Here is a 15,452-nt window from a genome sequence, read left to right as displayed (position 1 = left end):
CACGTTCGTTCAGTTCGATTTTGATTTCAGCATCGCGGTTGTCAATGGCACCAGCAGAATGCCCTTGCGGTCGAGCCCCTTGATCCAGGTGCCGATACGGTCGATCGAGGCCGGCAGCGCCGAGGCGGTTCCGACGGCGACGCCACGTTCCTTGGCCAGGCTTTCGAGCTTGGCGAGCGCATTGTCGATCTCGACCGGGGTCGGCACCGCGTCGATGGCGACGTCGCCCTTCGCGAACGGCATCGCGAGCCCCGTGGCCAGCGAGGCTGCCACGCTGCGCGGGGCTGCGCCATCGTCGAACAGGGCCAGACCGCGCTTGGCGGCCTCGTTCACGATCGGCTGCATCGCCGCTTCCGTTGCGACGAAGCGCGCACCCATGAAGTTGCCGATGCCGACGTAACCCTGCAGCCGGCTCATGTGCCAGAACAGCCGGTCGATGTTCTGGTCCGGTCCGAGTGTTGCGAGCAGCGTCTGCGGACCCGGATCGTTGTCGGGATAGTCGTAGGGCTCCATCGGGACCTGCAGCAGGATCTCGTGGCGCTGCGCCCGGGCGCGCTCGGCGAGCTTGGTCGGATCGGAGCCATAGGGCGTGAAGGCCAGGGTGACCGCCGGCGGCAGCTTCATGATCGCGTCCGCCGTCTTGGCGGCGCCGACGCCGAGACCGCCGATCACGATCGCGACGGCCGGCATGCGCGCCGCCTTGGCGCGGTCGGCCTCGGCCGCATAGGCAGTGAATGGCTTCAGCCCGTCGGCCATCACCGGGATCATGCCGTAGCGCGACTTCTCCAGCAGCCGCGGGTCCACGCCGGGCATCTGGCTCGCGGGCGCGGCCGATCCAGGCTCTGCCGTCTCGCCACCGGCACCGATCGCGACCTCCTGGCGGGCGCCACTGGAGCCGTCGATGATGGTGACCGTCTTGCGCTCGCCGGCCTCCTGCTTGGCCGCGGGGGCCGCGCCGTGGTCGGCCTTTGCGTCTGGCTTGCCATCCGGCTTGGCGGCGGCCTTGTCGTCGGTGGGCTTTGCGCCCTCGTTGATCGCGACGCGGGCGACCGGCTCGCCACCGAGCGGATTGTCGTTGAACATCGCAAAGCCGGCAAACACGACCAGGAACAGCCCCAGCAGCATCGCGAGGGCCTGCAGGGCCGTGAAGGGAAGCCGAATGCGGCGCCTGCGACGCTTTTCCGTCTGCCCGAGCGGGGCGCTCAGCTCGTCGGCCGTCTCTGTCATCGAAATTCCCGAATCAATCGGGTCGACGATACCACGGCGGGGATTCGGACGCAGGGCCGGTGTCCGCAAGCCCGTAGATCGGCGGAGCGGCAAACCAAGAAGCCGTCCAAAAAGGAAGGGCGGCCCGGAGGCCGCCCTTCAAAGCTGATTCGCGTCGGTCGGCTGCCGCTCAGTTGGCGACCTCAGTTTGCCGCCTTGGCCGGCTTGTCGGCCGCGGCCTTCTCGGTCGGCGCCGGGGTGTTGGCGCTGTTCTTGATGCCGTGGAGCAGGTCGGCGGCCATTTTGAGCGCCTTGTCGTCCTTGGTGTCCGGCGGCACGTAAGACTGCGAGCCGGTCTTCTCGTCGCCGTCGTTCTTCAGATGGCCGCGCAGCGACGCCTCGCCCTTGGTGTCGGTGCGCGACTTCAGCTCATCCGGCACGTCCTGCAGCACCTCGATGTCGGGCACGATGCCCTTGGCCTGGATCGACTTGCCCGACGGCGTGTAGTAGCGCGCGGTGGTCAGCCGCAGCGCGCCGTTGCCGGCGCCGAGCGGGATGATGGTCTGCACCGAGCCCTTGCCGAACGAGCGGGTGCCGACCAGCGTCGCGCGCTTGTGATCCTGCAGCGCGCCGGCCACGATCTCCGACGCCGACGCCGAGCCGCCATTGATCAGCACGATGACCGGCTTGCCCTTGGTCAGGTCGCCCGCATGTGCCGCGCGGCGCTGCGTCTCCTCGGCATTGCGGCCGCGGGTCGAGACGATCTCGCCGCGCTCCAGGAACGCGTCGGAGACGGTGACCGCCTCCTCGAGCAGGCCGCCCGGGTTGTTGCGCAGGTCGATGATGTAGCCCTTCAGCTTGTCACCGATCTGGTTCTGCAGGTCGGCGATGCTCTTCTTCAGGCCCTCGGTGGTCTGCTCGTTGAAGGTGGTGATGCGGATATAGGCGATGTCGTCGCTCTCGGTGCGCGAGCGCACCGAGCGGACGCGGATGTTGTCGCGGGTCAGCGTCACGTCGAGCGGATTGTCGGCGCCCTTGCGCACGACCTTCAGCTTGATCTTGGTGCCGACCGGACCGCGCATCTTCTCGACCGCCTGGTTGAGGGTCAGGCCCTGCACGGCTTCGTCGTCGAGATTGGTGATGATGTCGTTGGCCTGGATGCCCGCCTTCGAGGCCGGCGTATCGTCGATCGGCGACACCACCTTGATCAGGCCGTCTTCCATCGTCACCTCGATGCCGAGGCCGCCGAACTCGCCGCGGGTCTGCACCTGCATGTCGCGGAAGCTCTTCGCATCCATGTAGCTCGAATGCGGATCGAGCCCCGAGAGCATGCCGCTGATCGCGGACTCGACCAGCTTCGAATCGTCGGGCTTCTCGACATAATCGCTGCGCACCCGCTCGAACACGTCGCCGAACAGGTTGAGCTGGCGATAGGTATCGGCGGTCGCGGCGCGCGCCGTCGATCCCATCAACACCGCGCGCGGTTGCGAGACGAACAGGGTCAATGCCGCACCGGTGGCCGCGCTCAGGAGAATTACCGAAGTCTTACGCATCATCCGCGTACCTTTTCGCCTTCATTTGCGGCCCACCATGGGCCTGGATCGATTGGAGTGCCGTCCTTACGGAACTCGACATAGAGCACTGGTTGACTCGCGTTGGTAGCGAGAATGGAGGCAACCTGGGAGCTGTTACCCATGATCGCGACCGGCTCTCCCGTCTGAACAAACTGCCCGATGTTGACGGAAATGCGCTCCATCCCGGCGATCAGGACATGATACCCGCCACCGGCGTTGAGGATCAAGAGTTGTCCGTAGCTACGGAAGGGACCCGCATACACAACCCAGCCATCACACGGGGTTGTGACCTGAGCCCCTGGCCGGGTTGCCAAAGAAATGCCTTTATCCGAGCCGCCCGCACCGTCCGATGCGCCAAATTCGCGGATCTTGGTGCCGTTGACAGGAAACGTCAGCATGCCCTTGGTCGAGGCGAACGCGATCGCGGGCGCCTTGCGGCCCGGGTTGCGCAGCGCATTCGCGTCCGGCTTGCTGTTGACCGGCACCCCCTGCAGGCTCGCCGTCGAGGCAGCCTTGGCCGCGCTCTTGAGGTCCAGCTCCATCGTCGTGATCAGTCCCTGCAGCGAGTCGATCTGCTGCGCCAGCACGGCGGCGCGCGCGCTTTCGGCTTCCATGTCCTTCTCGGCCGAGCTCTGCTTGCGCTGGCGTTCCTCCACCAAGGCGGCGAGACGGGTCTGATCGGTGCGCAGCCTGTCGCGGTCGCCGGCGAGCTTGTCGCGTTCGCTGGCGATCGTCTTGCGGATGGCGACGAGCTCGCCGAGATCGGTCGAGAGCTTCTCCGCTCGGCTGCGCATCTCGGGGATCACCGAACCCAGCAGCATCGCCGTGCGCAGGGATTGCAGCGCGTCCTCGGGACGGACCAGCAGGGCCGGCGGGGTGCGGCGGCCGGCGCGCTGCAGTGCGGCCAGAACCTCGATGATCTCCGAGCGCCGCGCTTCCAGCGACGTCCGCAGATCCTGCTCGCGGCCGTCGAGCCCGCGCAGCCGCGTTTCGGCCTCGCCAACCCGCACTTCGACGCTACGCACCTGCGCCGCGACGTCGATCAGCTGCTGATTGAGCTTGCCGCGATCCTCGCCGAGCGCGGCGATGTCGGCCTTCAACCGCTCCTGGGCCTCGGCGGCGGCCTTCTGGGCGGCGCGGGCGGCCTCGAGCTCCTGTTCGCGCTGCTTCAACTGCTCCGGGGTGGCCGGCGTCGGTGACGCGGTGCCGGGGATGGATGGCCGGAGTCCGCTCTGCGCCAGCGCCGGACATCCGGAAAAGACCACCACGAGCGCGACGAGCGACGCGCGGCAGGACCGGCCGCTGCGGACAGGTCTTGGGAAGCAGGAGAGGGGCCGCGCAGCGAACATCGAGGTCCTTATTGTGCTCCCATCGTCCCTTGTTCAAGCGCGGTGATAGGGGTGACCGGCAAGGATCGTAGCAGTACGGTAAATCTGCTCGAGCAGCAGGACGCGGACGATCTGGTGCGGCCAGGTGGCGGCGCCAAACGCAACCCCAAGCTTGGCTCTGCGCCGCAAATCGGGCGAAAGTCCGTCGGCGCCGCCGATTGCGAAGACGGCAGCCGGAATGCCTTCGTCCCGCCAGCGCCCAAGATAACCCGCAAAAGTTGTACTGTCGACGTTCCGGCCACGCTCGTCGAGACAGACGAGCACGGACTTGTCGGGGATCGCCGCCGATATCGCGGAGGCCTCCTCGGTCATGCGCGTCGCCGCATCGCGCGCGCGGCTTTCCGGGATTTCATGGATGTCGAGGCCGCGAAAGCCGAGCTTGCGGCCGATGTCGTCGAAACGCTCGCGGTAGCGCTCCGCGAGCTCCCGCTCGGGACCCTGCTTCAACCGGCCGATGGCGACCACGATCAGGCGCATGCGCACCCGACTAGCACGTGCGCCGTACGATTCGCACCCGCCGCGGCGTGGGACCGCCTAGACCGCCTTGGCCGGGTTCGGCCCTTGGGTCCACAATCGCTCGAGATTGTAGAACTCGCGAACCTCGGGTCGAAACACGTGCACGATCACGTCGCCGGAATCGATCAGCACCCAATCGCAATTGGGCAGGCCCTCGATGTGGAGTTTCTTGGTGCCGGCTTCCTTCAGGCCCTTGGCGACGTTTTCCGCGATCGATCCGACGTGCCGGTTCGAGCGGCCCGTAGTAATGACCATGTAGTCGGAATACGCCGATTTGCCGTGAAGATCGATCGTGACCGTCTCCTCCGCCTTCATGTCTTCGAGGCGGGAGAGGATCGTGCGCAGGGTCTTGTCGGCGTCGGGTTGCGCCTGCAAGGCCGCATCTTGGGTCGACGTCTTACGCGCTGACTTGGCCGTCGCCGACTTGGTAGTCGTTGCCTTCGTCTTCGGTAAGGCCGACTGGGACAATACAGATGTGGTCAGGGACCATTCCTTTCACTGTATCGCAGGCCGAATCCAACCCGGCCTGCTGACCATATTAGGCATGTGGGGTTAAGGGTTTCAACAATCCAGTACCCCGGTCGTCCGGCCCGACACCGTCCAGGCCGTCCCCGCTTCGGACCGTAGCGGAGACGGCAAGTTCCATGCATATCCGATGCCGCGCGCGATGGCGAACGCGCGGCCTTTCAGAACGACTTCCAACTGCCGTCCGGGTTCCTCAGGCCCGTCGAGGACAGGCTGAGCTTGAGGCCGGTGAGGTAGACCCAGGCTGGAGCGGCGCGGTCGGCCAGACGGCTGGCTTGCGCTTCGGGAATGCGATACCGCGCCAGGGCGCGTGCGGCGGGCGCGTTCAGGGCGCGGAAGCTGCGGGGCGGACGATCGACCACGGCCATCGGAACCTGGGCCGCGATGTGCCGCCACTTCTGCCAGCGATGGAACTGCGCGAGATTGTCAGCGCCCATGATCCACACGAAGCGCAAGCGCGATGCACGCCGGCGCAGATAATCGATCGTGTCGGCAGTGTAGCGGGTGCCGATGACGGATTCGAGACAGCTGATCTCGATGCGCGGATCGGCGGCCACCTTGCGCGCCGCCTCGGCGCGTTCGGCCAGCGCATGCAGCCCGCCATTGTTCTTGAGCGGATTGCCCGGTGTCACCAGCCACCAGACACGGTCCAGCTGCAGCCGCTTCAGCGCGAACAGGCTGATCGCGCGGTGCGCCTGGTGCGGCGGATTGAACGAGCCGCCGAGCAGGCCGATGCGCATGCCATCACTGTGGGGCGGCAGCGCCTGGCGGATCGCAAGGCGCATGGCTGTGGCGTCGGTCACGGCTGCCCCCGCCTGCTGCTCGTGCAACTCAACCACAGGATGCGGCCGTCATGGCCGCGTCTGCCCGGTGCCGTGGATGCGATATTTGAAGCTGGTGAGCTGCTCGACGCCGACGGGGCCGCGCGCATGGAACTTGCCCGTGGCGATGCCGATCTCGGCGCCGAAACCGAACTCGCCGCCGTCGGCGAACTGGGTCGAGGCGTTGTGCAGCACGATCGCCGAGTCGACCTCGTTGAGGAACTTGTCGGCGGCCGCATTGTCATCGGTGACGATCGCGTCGGTGTGGTGTGAGCCGTGCGCGTGGATGTGGGCGATCGCGCCCTCCACGCCGTCGACGACCTTCGCGGCGATGATCGCGTCGAGATATTCGGTGTCCCAGTCCTCGTTGCTGGCCGGCTTCACCCGCGCATCGGCCGCGCACACGACCTCATCGCCCCGCACCTCGCAGCCGGCGCCAATTAGCATGTCGACCAGCGGCTTGATCTTGTCGGCGGCCGCGCGATCGACCAGCAGCGTCTCCGCCGCGCCGCAGACGCCGGTGCGACGCATCTTGGCGTTCAGCACGATCGACTTGGCCATCTCCAGGTCGGCGGCGCCGTCGACATAGACGTGGTTGACGCCTTCGAGATGCGCGAACACCGGCACACGTGCCTCGGCCTCGACGCGGGCGACGAGGCTCTTGCCGCCGCGCGGCACGATGACGTCGACGCCGCCGTTCAGGCCGGACAGCAGCAGGCCGACGGCGGCGCGATCGCGCGTCGGCACCAGCGTGATCGCAGCGTCTGGCAGGCCCGCCTCGCGCAGGCCTTCGACGAGGCATTCGTGGATGGCGCGGCAGGAGCGGAACGAGTCCGAGCCGCCGCGCAGGATCACGGCATTGCCGGACTTCAGGCACAGCACGCCGGCATCGGCCGCCACGTTGGGGCGGCTCTCGAAGATCACGCCGATCACGCCGAGCGGCACCCGCACGCGCTCGATGGTCATGCCGTTCGGCCGCTGCCAGCTCTCGGTGACGATGCCGATGGGATCGGCGACCTCGCGCACAGCGGCGATGCCGTCGGCCATCGCGGCGACGCGGGCCGGGGTCAAGGTCAGGCGATCGAGGAAGGAGGAAGTGATGCCGGCGGCCTTGGCCTCGACGACGTCCTCGGCATTGGCGGCGATGATCGTGTCCGCGCGGGCCCGGATCAGCCGCTCCATCGCCTCCAGCGCCCGGTTCTTCTGCTCGGCCGGCGCCAGCGACAGCACGCGCGCGGCGGCGCGCGCCTGCTTGGCGAGGTCGTTCATCAGCGCAGGCAGATCGGCGCTGCCGTCGATGGCTTTCAAAGGCGCGGTCATGGGCGTTTCAACCTTGAATTAAGGCTCTCCAGTAGCACGGAATTCGGCCGTTTGCGAACGCTGGTGCCGCGGTCTCAGACCTGACCGGCACCTGCCGGGCCGATCACCAGATCGTCGCGATGGATCATCTCGGCGCGGCCGGAGATGCCGAGGATGACGGCCACGTCCGGCGACGAACGGCCCTTGATCCGCTCGGCATCGTCGGCGTCATAGGCGACGAGGCCGCGGCCGATCTCATGGGTGTCGGGGCCGCGCACCACCACGGCATCGCCGCGGGCGAACTGGCCATCGACACGGATGACGCCGGCCGGCAAGAGGCTTTTGCCCGCCCGCAGCGCGGTCACGGCGCCGGCGTCGATCGTCAGCGTGCCTTTCGGCTCCAGTGAACCCGCGATCCAGCGTTTGCGCGCGGTGACGGGGTTTGCCGGCGTCAGGAACCACGTGCAACGGCCGCCATCGGCGATCGCGGCCAGCGGGTGCTCGATCTTGCCGGAGGCGATCAGCATGTGGGTGCCGCCAGTGGTGGCGATCTTGGCGGCTTCGATCTTCGTGCGCATGCCGCCGCGCGAAAACTCGGAAGCCGCGCTGCCGGCCATGGCCTCGATGTCGGCGGTGACGCTCTCGACCACGGGGATCAGCCGCGCATTCGGATCCTGCGCGGGCGGCGCGGTGTAGAGGCCGTCGATATCGGACAGCAGCACCAGCAGATCGGCGCTCGCCATGGTCGCGACACGGGCGGCGAGGCGATCATTGTCGCCATAGCGGATCTCGGCGGTCGCGACCGTGTCGTTCTCATTGATGACCGGCACCGCGCGCCATTCCAGGAGCTTGGCGATGGTCGAACGGGCGTTGAGATAGCGCCGGCGCTCCTCGGTGTCCTGCAGCGTCACCAGGATCTGGCCGGCACTGACGCCATGAGCGCCGAGCACCTCCGACCAGGTCCGCGCCAGCGCGATCTGGCCGACCGCGGCGGCCGCCTGGCTCTCCTCCAGCTTCAGCGGTCCGCGCGGCAGCTTCAATCGGCTCCGGCCGAGCGCGATCGAGCCCGAGGATACGACCAGCAGCTCGCAGCCGCGGCTGTGGAGCCGGGCGATGTCGGCCGCCAGCGCGGCGAGCCAGGAGGCGCGGACCTCGCCGGCCTCGGAATCGACCAGCAGCGACGAGCCGACCTTGACGACGATGCGGCGGAAATTTTCGAGACGGGGTGCCATGGCGTGAACGGGGTCGGTTCGAGCCCTCGCATCGTGATGAGAGGTGCGTGGCTGACACGCGGTCCGCACGGGACGGGGCTCAAGTGTTGATGGATGGCGGCGAGTGTCGCAAGCGAGGGCCTGCGAGGCAAGGTTGGCTTCAGTTCAACCCTGCGGTGACGTTGGGGCCGCCCACGGCTCCTCGGTCGCGGCGCTCTCGGTCGTGCTCTTGGCCTTGAGGGACACAGGCTGTTCGCCGACCACGTCGGCGAGCTTGCGCAAAGCTTCCTTGACACCCTCGCCGGTGGCGCCGGAAATCAGCAGCGGCGTCTTCTTGGCGGCGCGCTTCAGCCGGTCCCTCTGCTTCTTGAGCTCGTCGGGGTCGACCGCGTCGATCTTGTTCAGCGCGACGATCTCGACCTTGTCGGTCAGCTCGCCGCCATAGGCTTCGAGCTCGTGCCGCACCGTCTTGTAGGCCTTGCCGGCGTGCTCGCAGGTGGCATCGACCAGGTGCAGCAGCACACGGCAGCGCTCGACATGGCCGAGGAAACGGTCGCCGAGGCCGGCGCCCTCATGCGCGCCCTCGATCAGGCCGGGAATGTCGGCCAGCACGAACTCGCGGCCGTCGGCGTTCACGACGCCGAGCTGCGGATGCAGCGTGGTGAACGGATAGTCGGCGATCTTCGGCTTGGCGGCGGAGACCTTGGACAGGAAGGTCGACTTGCCGGCATTGGGCAGGCCGACCAGGCCGGCATCGGCGATCAGTTTCATGCGCAGCCAGATCCAGCGCTCCTCGCCGGGCTGGCCGGGATTGGCGTTGCGCGGCGCCCGGTTGGTCGGCGACTTGAAATGGGCGTTGCCGAAGCCGCCATTGCCGCCCTCGGCCAGCACGAAGCGCTCGCCCACCGCGGTAAAGTCGTGGATCAGCGTCTCGCGATCCTCGTCGAAGATCTGGGTGCCGACGGGAACCTTGAGCACCACGGACTTGCCGCCGGCGCCATGGCGGTCCTTGCCCATGCCGTTATCGCCCTTCTGGGCCTTGAAATGCTGCTGGTAGCGGTAGTCGATCAGGGTGTTGAGGCCGTCGACGGCCTCGATGATCACGTCGCCGCCGCGGCCGCCATTGCCGCCGTTCGGCCCGCCGAACTCGATGAACTTCTCGCGCCGGAACGCAACGCAACCGTTGCCGCCGTCGCCGGAGCGCACATAGACCTTGGCTTCATCGAGGAATTTCATGATGCGTCCTACGTAGGCGAGGCGGGTCCCCACGGCAACCGCGGAATGGGTTTAATTCGGCCCGAAGCCTTAATTTCGAGCGGTAAAGCCGCGCTGCGCAGCGCGTGGACAAGGCGTGCGCAGGGGTTGCGGCAGGGCTGCATGACGCGCCATGCGGAAGGGCTGGAGCCGCGGCGGCGTGCCTGATAAGGCAGCCCCATCATGAGCGTGCTGTCCCGAATCTCCACCGCCAACGACGAGCGCTCGGCGCGGCTGGCCGGCATCGGCCTGATGCTGCTGTCGATTGCGATGTTCTCGTTCGGCGACGCCCTCGGCAAGTTCCTGGTGTCGACCTATGCCGTCGGCCAACTCCTGTGGCTGCGCGCCTGTGCGGCGCTGCTCTTGCTCGCACCGTTCATCTGGCGCAACCGCGCCGCGTTCCTGCAGCTCGAGCGCCCCTGGCTGCAGCTCGTGCGCGTGATCCTGTCGACGTTGGAGGTCGCAGCGTTCTTCCTCGCCACCGTCTATCTGCCGCTCGCCGACGTCATCACCTACTATCTCGCCGGGCCCATCTTCGTCACCGCGCTGTCGGCGCTGGTGCTGCGCGAGCATGTCGGCTGGCGGCGCTGGACCGCGATCCTGATCGGCTTCTGCGGCGTGCTGATCGCGCTGCGGCCCTCGGCGCAGACCTTCAGCCTGCCGGCCTTGATCGCGCTCGGCGGCAGTCTGTCGTTCGCGGTGCTGATGCTGATCACGCGCAGTCTGCGCGCGACGCCCGACATCGTGATGGCGTCGTCGCAGTTCGTCGGGACCTTCCTGCTCGGCGCCGCGATGTCCTCGTTCGGCTGGGTGACGCCGACGCCCGGCAGCCTGGTGCTGTTCGCCGCCGCCGGCCTCATCTCGGTGACCGCGCTGTTCTGCGTCAACCGCTCGCTCAAGCTGGCGCCGGCCTCGGTGGTCGTGCCCTATCAGTACACGATGATCGTCTGGGCCGTGCTGTTCGGCTTCGTCGTGTTCGGCGACGTGCCGCATCCCGCCACCATCATCGGCGCCACCATCATCATCGGCGCGGGGCTGTACATCTATCTTCGCGAGCGCAGCCTGGGGCAGCGCCAGGGTGCGGTGAATCCGCCGGCCTGAGATGCCACCCTCCCCTGGAGGGGGAGGGTCGCCTCACGCGGAGCGAAGCGACACGTGAGGCGGGGAGGGTGGCCCGGCCTAACTCCGCCGCCCCGCATTGGCCCAGGCCTTCAGCGAGGACCAGACGCCGCGGGTCAGGCGGAAGGCGTCGACCGGGGCGGAGGAGCCGATCACCTCGAAGCGGTGCAGCTCGATACCGGTCCATTGGAAGCCGCACTTTTCCAGGATGTTGCGCGAGGCTGGGTTGCTGACGCGGGCGTGCCCGATCAGCAAATTGTCCTCGCTCGTCTCGAAGAAATGGTCGATGGCGGCGCGCGCGGCTTCGGTGCCGAAGCCGCGGCCCCAATGCGCAACGCCCAGCCAGTAGCCGAGCTCGGCACGGCCCGTTGCTGGTCGATTGATCCCGACCATGCCGATCGGCGTGTCCAGATGCTCGATCAGGAAGGCGGTCTCACCCGTCTGTTCCAGCGCGCGAACGAAGCGAGCGGCATCGACCTCCGAATAGGGATGCGGCAGGCGGCGGGTATTCTCGGCGATAACACGGTCGTCGGCGAGCCGGGCGATGGCTGCCACGTCCGCGAGCACCGGCGCACGCAGCGTCAGCCGGGAGGTTTCGAGGACGCAAGGTCTCGCCTCGCGCAAGGTGGGAGTGGTGATGTCCTGCAGCATGTCGGGCTCCATCGACGCTTCGGGATCAACTGATCAGCGAAAATGAAAAGGGGAGGCCGGTTGTCCCGCCTCCCCTGGAGCCATCTGGCGCTCCGCCGGTTTGTCAGGACCCGGCGGACGCGAATTGTTCCACCGTATTCTACTCAGCAGCCTCGGCGAGTACCGGACGTACCGAGATGAACGTGCGGTTGGCACGGTCATGGAACTCGACGACGCCCTCGATTTTCGCGAAGATCGTGTGATCCGTGCCCATGCCGACGTTGAGGCCGGGATGCCAGGTGGTGCCGCGCTGACGCGCAATGATGTTGCCGGGAATCACGCGCTCGCCGCCGAACGCCTTGATGCCGAGGCGCTTGCCCTTGGAGTCGCGTCCGTTGCGGGATGAACCGCCTGCCTTTTTATGAGCCATCGCTCGTCTCCGATCTCTTGCGATCACCTTTAGCGCGATTCCGCTAAGGGATCATTCACATTTGCAACCTGCGCGGACGAAAAATCCGCGCGCGATGAGGTTCAAGCCGGTGCGGCGCGCGAGACGCGCCGGCACGCTTACTCGGCGGCGTCGGCCGCCGGGGCTTCCGCCTTGACCTTCTTCGGGCGCGGGCCCTTGGTCGGCTTGGCGTTGTCGGTCAGGATCTCCGAGACGCGGATCAAGGTCAGCTCGTCCCGGTAGCCGCGCTTGCGGCGCGAATTCTTGCGGCGGCGCTTCTTGAACGCGATCACCTTGGGGCCGCGCTTGTGGTCCAGCACCTCGACGGCCACGGACGCGCCGGCCACCGCGGGGATGCCCAGCACCGGCGTATCACCGCCGACCACCAGCACCTCGTTCAGCTGCACGATCGTTCCGGGCTCACCGTCGATCTTGCCAATCTCGAGCACATCATCCGGGGCGACGCGGTATTGCTTGCCGCCGGTCTTGATGACTGCGAACATCGTTCTCATCCTTCGTGTTCGATCCCGGCCTCAGAGCGCGATGGCCCCGGGTCGGCTTCTTGTTCAGTCGTTATGGTTCATGTGGTCCGGCCCGATTGGAGCCGGAAGTCGCGCCCGAGGCTTTGAGGCCTCGAGAAAGGGCGCAACGACAAACGGCGCAGGAACGCCCGCGCCGGTCGATCGGGCGCTTATAGCGGGGTGAGCCGGCGAGTCAAGGTGAATGGCCGGTTGCCGCTCGGACGGGATGCCCGGGCCCCGCCGGCCCCCGGCCGCTATTCGCTCGACCCGGCGCACCGGACCCGCAACCAACTGTTCCCTCCGCCGTTGTCCGAGCCCAACGCACAACAGGGCAGGATCGCATGGCCGACGACGTCATGACCACCACGGGCATCGCCCGCCACGGCGCCGCGCGGCTGCCGACGGTCGAGATCGACAGCTTCAACATCGAGCTCAAGGACGAGGACGGCTTCCTCGGCGACCGCGCCTCCAAGGGCGCCTTTCGCAAGATCCTGGAGCGCTGGCGCAAGCCGTTGCGCAAATCCGGCAAGGATCCGTTCGGCGACGAGGACAGCGAGACCATCAGCAAGAAGGCGCTGGATGAGATCCTGGTCGGCGACGACACCGAGGCCTCGGCCGTGGTGCACTCCGCGATCGAGGAATTCGCCCAGGAGCTCGCCCATGTCACCCGGCGCTTCCTGCGCACCAAGGCCTGGGCCAAGACCGAATGCATCGTGGTCGGCGGCGGCTTTCGCGACTCTCGCCTCGGCGAGCTGGCGATCGCGCGCACCGAGATCATCCTCAAGGACGAGGGTTTTGGCGTCGAGCTGGAGCCGATCCGCTATCATCCCGACGATGCCGGCCTGATCGGCGCGCTGCATCTGGCGCCGTCCTGGATCTTCGAGGCCCATGACAGCATCCTGGCGGTCGATATCGGCGGCACCAACATCCGCTGCGGCGTGGTCGAGACCGCGCGCAAGAAGGCCCCGGACCTGTCGAAAGCGTCGGTGTGGAAGTCCGATCTCTGGCGTCATGCCGATGACGAACCCACGCGGGAAGGTGCGGTCAAGCGGCTCGCCAAGATGCTGAAGGAGCTGATCGAGGAGGCGAACGCCGAGGACCTGCGGCTGGCGCCCTTCATCGGCATCGCCTGTCCCGGCGTCATCAACGAGGACGGCTCGATCGAGAAGGGCGCGCAGAACCTGCCGGGCAATTGGGAGAGCAGCAAGTTCAACCTGCCGGCCAGCCTGGTCGAGGCGATCCCGATGATCGGCGATCACGACACCGCGGTGCTGATGCACAATGACGGCGTCGTGCAGGGCCTCTCCGAGGTGCCGTTCATGCAGGAGTTCGAGCGCTGGGGCGTGCTGACCATCGGCACCGGCCTGGGCAATGCCCGCTTTACCAACCGCCGCAAGGAGAACGGCCGCAGGGACAAGGACGACAAGGCCGACGACAAGAAGGCGGCCAAGAAGAAGAAGGATTGAGCATTGGCGCGGCCGCACCATGTCTCTCGGTGGTCCGGAGGGGAAGGCATGCCGCACTGCAACAGGGCGCCTCCGCGCTCCCAGACGTGCGGAAAACCGCCGTACAACCAGTCGGATGGCCTGGAACCCGGTAACCTTGACTGGTTAGGTTAAGGAACGGTTCGCATTGCGATGCACGCGCAGATGGCCCAGGGTCGCCGGCGTCGCTCAGGCCGGCCGGATTGACCCCCGTCTCTTCCGTCGGTTTCCCCAAGATGTAGCGACACGGGACCGCCGGTATGTGTCAGCGTACGGCGGTCCCACCTTTGTCTCCCGGCCTCCGTCGCCAGCCGCCGCGTCCGCAACGGCAGGAGAAATCGTCTTCGGTATCAATCAAGTCCATTTACAAACCATCTAGTCGGTTTATAAATGGACATCCCAAATGGGGTGGGATTTGACGGCGCAATCTCGCGCCGGATGGAGTGTGAGGACATGATGATCAGACGGGCGCGAGGCTGGATGGCTGCCATGGCGGCGGCGGCGCTGGGCCTCGGCGGGGCAGAGGCAGCCGACCTGGCGGCGACCACCTACAAGGCGCCGGCCTTTGCCGCCGCACCGGCACCGTTTTCCTGGACCGGCCTCTATGCCGGCGCCAATGTCGGCGGCGCCTTCACCGGAAACGACTCCTTCACGAACGCCGCCGGCGCCAATGGCGGTAAGCTGTCCGGCGTGATCGGCGGCCTGCAGGCCGGCTACAACTACCAGATCTCGCCCATGTTCGTGGTCGGCATCGAGAACGATCTCGAATTCACCGGCCTCTCGCGCAAGGCCGACCTCGTCAATCCGGCCGTCAGCATGCCCTGGCTCACCTCCGGCCGCGCGCGCGCCGGCGTCGCGGTGCTCGACCAGCGCCTGTGGCTGTATGGTACGGCGGGTCTTGTGGCCGGCGAGTTGAAGGACGGGCCGACCCACAAGATGAAGATGGGCTGGACCGCGGGCGGCGGCGCCGAATGGGCGTTCCTGCCGAAATGGTCGGCCAAGCTCGAATACCTCTACACCGACCTCAAGCACGACGACCTGCCGGACTGGCGAGCGGCCAAGATTCACTCCGCGCGGGTCGGCTTGAACTACCATTTCGACCTGTTCCGCTGACGAGCGCGGCGCAGACCAACGGGTTCGAAGGCCCGCGTCAGTCTGGGCCTTCGGAGCGCGGGGCCGAGCGGTGTAGCCGTTCAGCCGCCGCGTGCGGTCCGCTTCCCCGAGCGGACCGCAATGGCGCGCGCATGCGCGAGCCCCGGGAAAATTTCGACCGGCTGCCTTGTCACCCCCCGCATCGTGCCCTAGAACGACGCCCGACCCGGGGGCTCGCCCCTGATTTGCGCCTGGAGAGGTGGCAGAGTGGTTGAATGCACCGCACTCGAAATGCGGCATAGGTGCAAGCCTATCGGGGGTTCGAATCCCTCCCTCTCCGCCAGTTCCTCCCTCGGCCACCTCC

General features: G+C 67.1%; 15 protein-coding genes and 1 tRNA gene. 4 read left to right on the top strand and 12 right to left on the bottom strand.

Going from position 1 to position 15,452, the window contains the following annotated elements; translation table 11 throughout:
• Positions 1-9: 9 nt before the first annotated feature.
• The 9 genes from ACQR13_RS01225 to obgE form a co-directional block, all read right to left on the bottom strand.
• On the bottom strand, positions 10-1,227 hold the full coding sequence (locus ACQR13_RS01225; RefSeq protein WP_315750644.1) for a divergent polysaccharide deacetylase family protein: 1,218 nt from the start codon (positions 1,225-1,227) through the stop codon (positions 10-12).
• A gap of 182 nt (positions 1,228-1,409) precedes the next feature.
• Complete coding sequence (locus ACQR13_RS01220) at positions 1,410-2,762, bottom strand: S41 family peptidase (protein ID WP_315715943.1); 1,353 nt, start codon at positions 2,760-2,762, stop codon at positions 1,410-1,412.
• Positions 2,759-4,129 carry a murein hydrolase activator EnvC family protein gene (locus ACQR13_RS01215; protein WP_315750646.1) on the bottom strand — a complete coding sequence of 457 codons (1,371 nt, stop codon included), beginning with the start codon at positions 4,127-4,129 and terminating at the stop codon, positions 2,759-2,761. The genes ACQR13_RS01220 and ACQR13_RS01215 overlap by 4 nt, the downstream gene beginning before the upstream one ends.
• 33 nt (positions 4,130-4,162) lie before the next feature.
• Positions 4,163-4,645 carry a 23S rRNA (pseudouridine(1915)-N(3))-methyltransferase RlmH gene (gene rlmH, locus ACQR13_RS01210; protein ID WP_315715945.1) on the bottom strand — a complete coding sequence of 161 codons (483 nt, stop codon included), beginning with the start codon at positions 4,643-4,645 and terminating at the stop codon, positions 4,163-4,165.
• Positions 4,646-4,702: 57 nt separating this feature from the next.
• The gene (gene rsfS / locus ACQR13_RS01205) at positions 4,703-5,059 is read right to left on the bottom strand and encodes a ribosome silencing factor (RefSeq protein ID WP_315715946.1); all 357 of its coding nucleotides are present in this window, start codon (positions 5,057-5,059) and stop codon (positions 4,703-4,705) included.
• Positions 5,060-5,370: 311 nt separating this feature from the next.
• Complete coding sequence (locus tag ACQR13_RS01200; RefSeq protein ID WP_315716185.1) at positions 5,371-5,994, bottom strand: nicotinate-nucleotide adenylyltransferase; 624 nt, start codon at positions 5,992-5,994, stop codon at positions 5,371-5,373.
• A 66-nt stretch (positions 5,995-6,060) separates the two neighbouring features.
• The gene (locus tag ACQR13_RS01195) at positions 6,061-7,350 is read right to left on the bottom strand and encodes a glutamate-5-semialdehyde dehydrogenase (RefSeq protein WP_434862522.1); all 1,290 of its coding nucleotides are present in this window, start codon (positions 7,348-7,350) and stop codon (positions 6,061-6,063) included.
• Positions 7,351-7,424: 74 nt separating this feature from the next.
• Entirely contained in the window at positions 7,425-8,561 is a 1,137-nt protein-coding gene (proB, locus tag ACQR13_RS01190; RefSeq protein WP_434862521.1) for a glutamate 5-kinase, read from the bottom strand.
• Positions 8,562-8,705: 144 nt separating this feature from the next.
• Positions 8,706-9,776: a GTPase ObgE gene (obgE, locus tag ACQR13_RS01185; protein WP_434862520.1), complete on the bottom strand. Its 1,071-nt coding sequence runs from the start codon at positions 9,774-9,776 to the stop codon at positions 8,706-8,708.
• A gap of 201 nt (positions 9,777-9,977) precedes the next feature.
• Here obgE and ACQR13_RS01180 point away from each other — a divergent pair, with 201 nt between their 5' ends.
• Positions 9,978-10,895 (top strand): DMT family transporter, encoded by a 918-nt coding sequence (locus ACQR13_RS01180; protein ID WP_434862519.1) that lies wholly within the window; start codon positions 9,978-9,980, stop codon positions 10,893-10,895.
• Between the two features lie 78 nt (positions 10,896-10,973).
• On the opposite strand, the gene ACQR13_RS01175 is transcribed toward ACQR13_RS01180, so the two are convergent.
• The 3 genes from ACQR13_RS01175 to rplU all read right to left on the bottom strand — a co-directional run bounded on the left by ACQR13_RS01175 (position 10,974) and on the right by rplU (position 12,494).
• On the bottom strand, positions 10,974-11,564 hold the full coding sequence (locus ACQR13_RS01175) for a GNAT family N-acetyltransferase (protein WP_434862518.1): 591 nt from the start codon (positions 11,562-11,564) through the stop codon (positions 10,974-10,976).
• A 139-nt stretch (positions 11,565-11,703) separates the two neighbouring features.
• Positions 11,704-11,973: a 50S ribosomal protein L27 gene (gene rpmA, locus ACQR13_RS01170; protein WP_315750651.1), complete on the bottom strand. Its 270-nt coding sequence runs from the start codon at positions 11,971-11,973 to the stop codon at positions 11,704-11,706.
• A gap of 137 nt (positions 11,974-12,110) precedes the next feature.
• Complete coding sequence (gene rplU, locus ACQR13_RS01165; RefSeq protein ID WP_315715953.1) at positions 12,111-12,494, bottom strand: 50S ribosomal protein L21; 384 nt, start codon at positions 12,492-12,494, stop codon at positions 12,111-12,113.
• A 359-nt stretch (positions 12,495-12,853) separates the two neighbouring features.
• Between rplU and ACQR13_RS01160 the strand changes: the two genes are divergently transcribed.
• The 3 genes from ACQR13_RS01160 to ACQR13_RS01150 all read left to right on the top strand — a co-directional run bounded on the left by ACQR13_RS01160 (position 12,854) and on the right by ACQR13_RS01150 (position 15,431).
• Positions 12,854-13,978, top strand: a complete 1,125-nt coding sequence (locus tag ACQR13_RS01160; protein ID WP_316204044.1) for an ROK family protein — start codon at positions 12,854-12,856, stop codon at positions 13,976-13,978.
• Between the two features lie 471 nt (positions 13,979-14,449).
• Positions 14,450-15,109: an outer membrane protein gene (locus tag ACQR13_RS01155; RefSeq protein ID WP_434862517.1), complete on the top strand. Its 660-nt coding sequence runs from the start codon at positions 14,450-14,452 to the stop codon at positions 15,107-15,109.
• 232 nt (positions 15,110-15,341) lie between these two features.
• Positions 15,342-15,431 (top strand) — tRNA-Ser (locus ACQR13_RS01150).
• The last annotated feature ends 21 nt before the right edge of the window (positions 15,432-15,452 follow it).

The organism is Bradyrhizobium sp. HKCCYLRH3059 (genome assembly GCF_051168035.1).
In the GTDB taxonomy this organism is placed as follows: domain Bacteria; phylum Pseudomonadota; class Alphaproteobacteria; order Rhizobiales; family Xanthobacteraceae; genus Bradyrhizobium.
This window is presented reverse-complemented; position numbering and strand designations above follow the sequence as displayed.

Excerpts from the sequence above, each read along its gene's own strand:
- rlmH (WP_315715945.1), bottom strand. The coding sequence starts at position 4,645 with ATGCGCCTGATCGTGGTCGCCATCGGCCGGTTGAAGCAGGGTCCCGAG.
- ACQR13_RS01180 (WP_434862519.1), top strand. The coding sequence starts at position 9,978 with ATGAGCGTGCTGTCCCGAATCTCCACCGCCAACGACGAGCGCTCGGCG.
- ACQR13_RS01215 (WP_315750646.1), bottom strand. The coding sequence starts at position 4,129 with ATGTTCGCTGCGCGGCCCCTCTCCTGCTTCCCAAGACCTGTCCGCAGC.
- ACQR13_RS01155 (WP_434862517.1), top strand. The coding sequence starts at position 14,450 with ATGATGATCAGACGGGCGCGAGGCTGGATGGCTGCCATGGCGGCGGCG.
- ACQR13_RS01225 (WP_315750644.1), bottom strand. The coding sequence starts at position 1,227 with ATGACAGAGACGGCCGACGAGCTGAGCGCCCCGCTCGGGCAGACGGAA.
- rpmA (WP_315750651.1), bottom strand. The coding sequence starts at position 11,973 with ATGGCTCATAAAAAGGCAGGCGGTTCATCCCGCAACGGACGCGACTCC.
- ACQR13_RS01200 (WP_315716185.1), bottom strand. The coding sequence starts at position 5,994 with ATGCGCCTTGCGATCCGCCAGGCGCTGCCGCCCCACAGTGATGGCATG.
- ACQR13_RS01220 (WP_315715943.1), bottom strand. The coding sequence starts at position 2,762 with ATGATGCGTAAGACTTCGGTAATTCTCCTGAGCGCGGCCACCGGTGCG.
- ACQR13_RS01195 (WP_434862522.1), bottom strand. The coding sequence starts at position 7,350 with ATGACCGCGCCTTTGAAAGCCATCGACGGCAGCGCCGATCTGCCTGCG.
- rplU (WP_315715953.1), bottom strand. The coding sequence starts at position 12,494 with ATGTTCGCAGTCATCAAGACCGGCGGCAAGCAATACCGCGTCGCCCCG.
- obgE (WP_434862520.1), bottom strand. The coding sequence starts at position 9,776 with ATGAAATTCCTCGATGAAGCCAAGGTCTATGTGCGCTCCGGCGACGGC.
- proB (WP_434862521.1), bottom strand. The coding sequence starts at position 8,561 with ATGGCACCCCGTCTCGAAAATTTCCGCCGCATCGTCGTCAAGGTCGGC.
- ACQR13_RS01160 (WP_316204044.1), top strand. The coding sequence starts at position 12,854 with ATGGCCGACGACGTCATGACCACCACGGGCATCGCCCGCCACGGCGCC.
- ACQR13_RS01175 (WP_434862518.1), bottom strand. The coding sequence starts at position 11,564 with ATGCTGCAGGACATCACCACTCCCACCTTGCGCGAGGCGAGACCTTGC.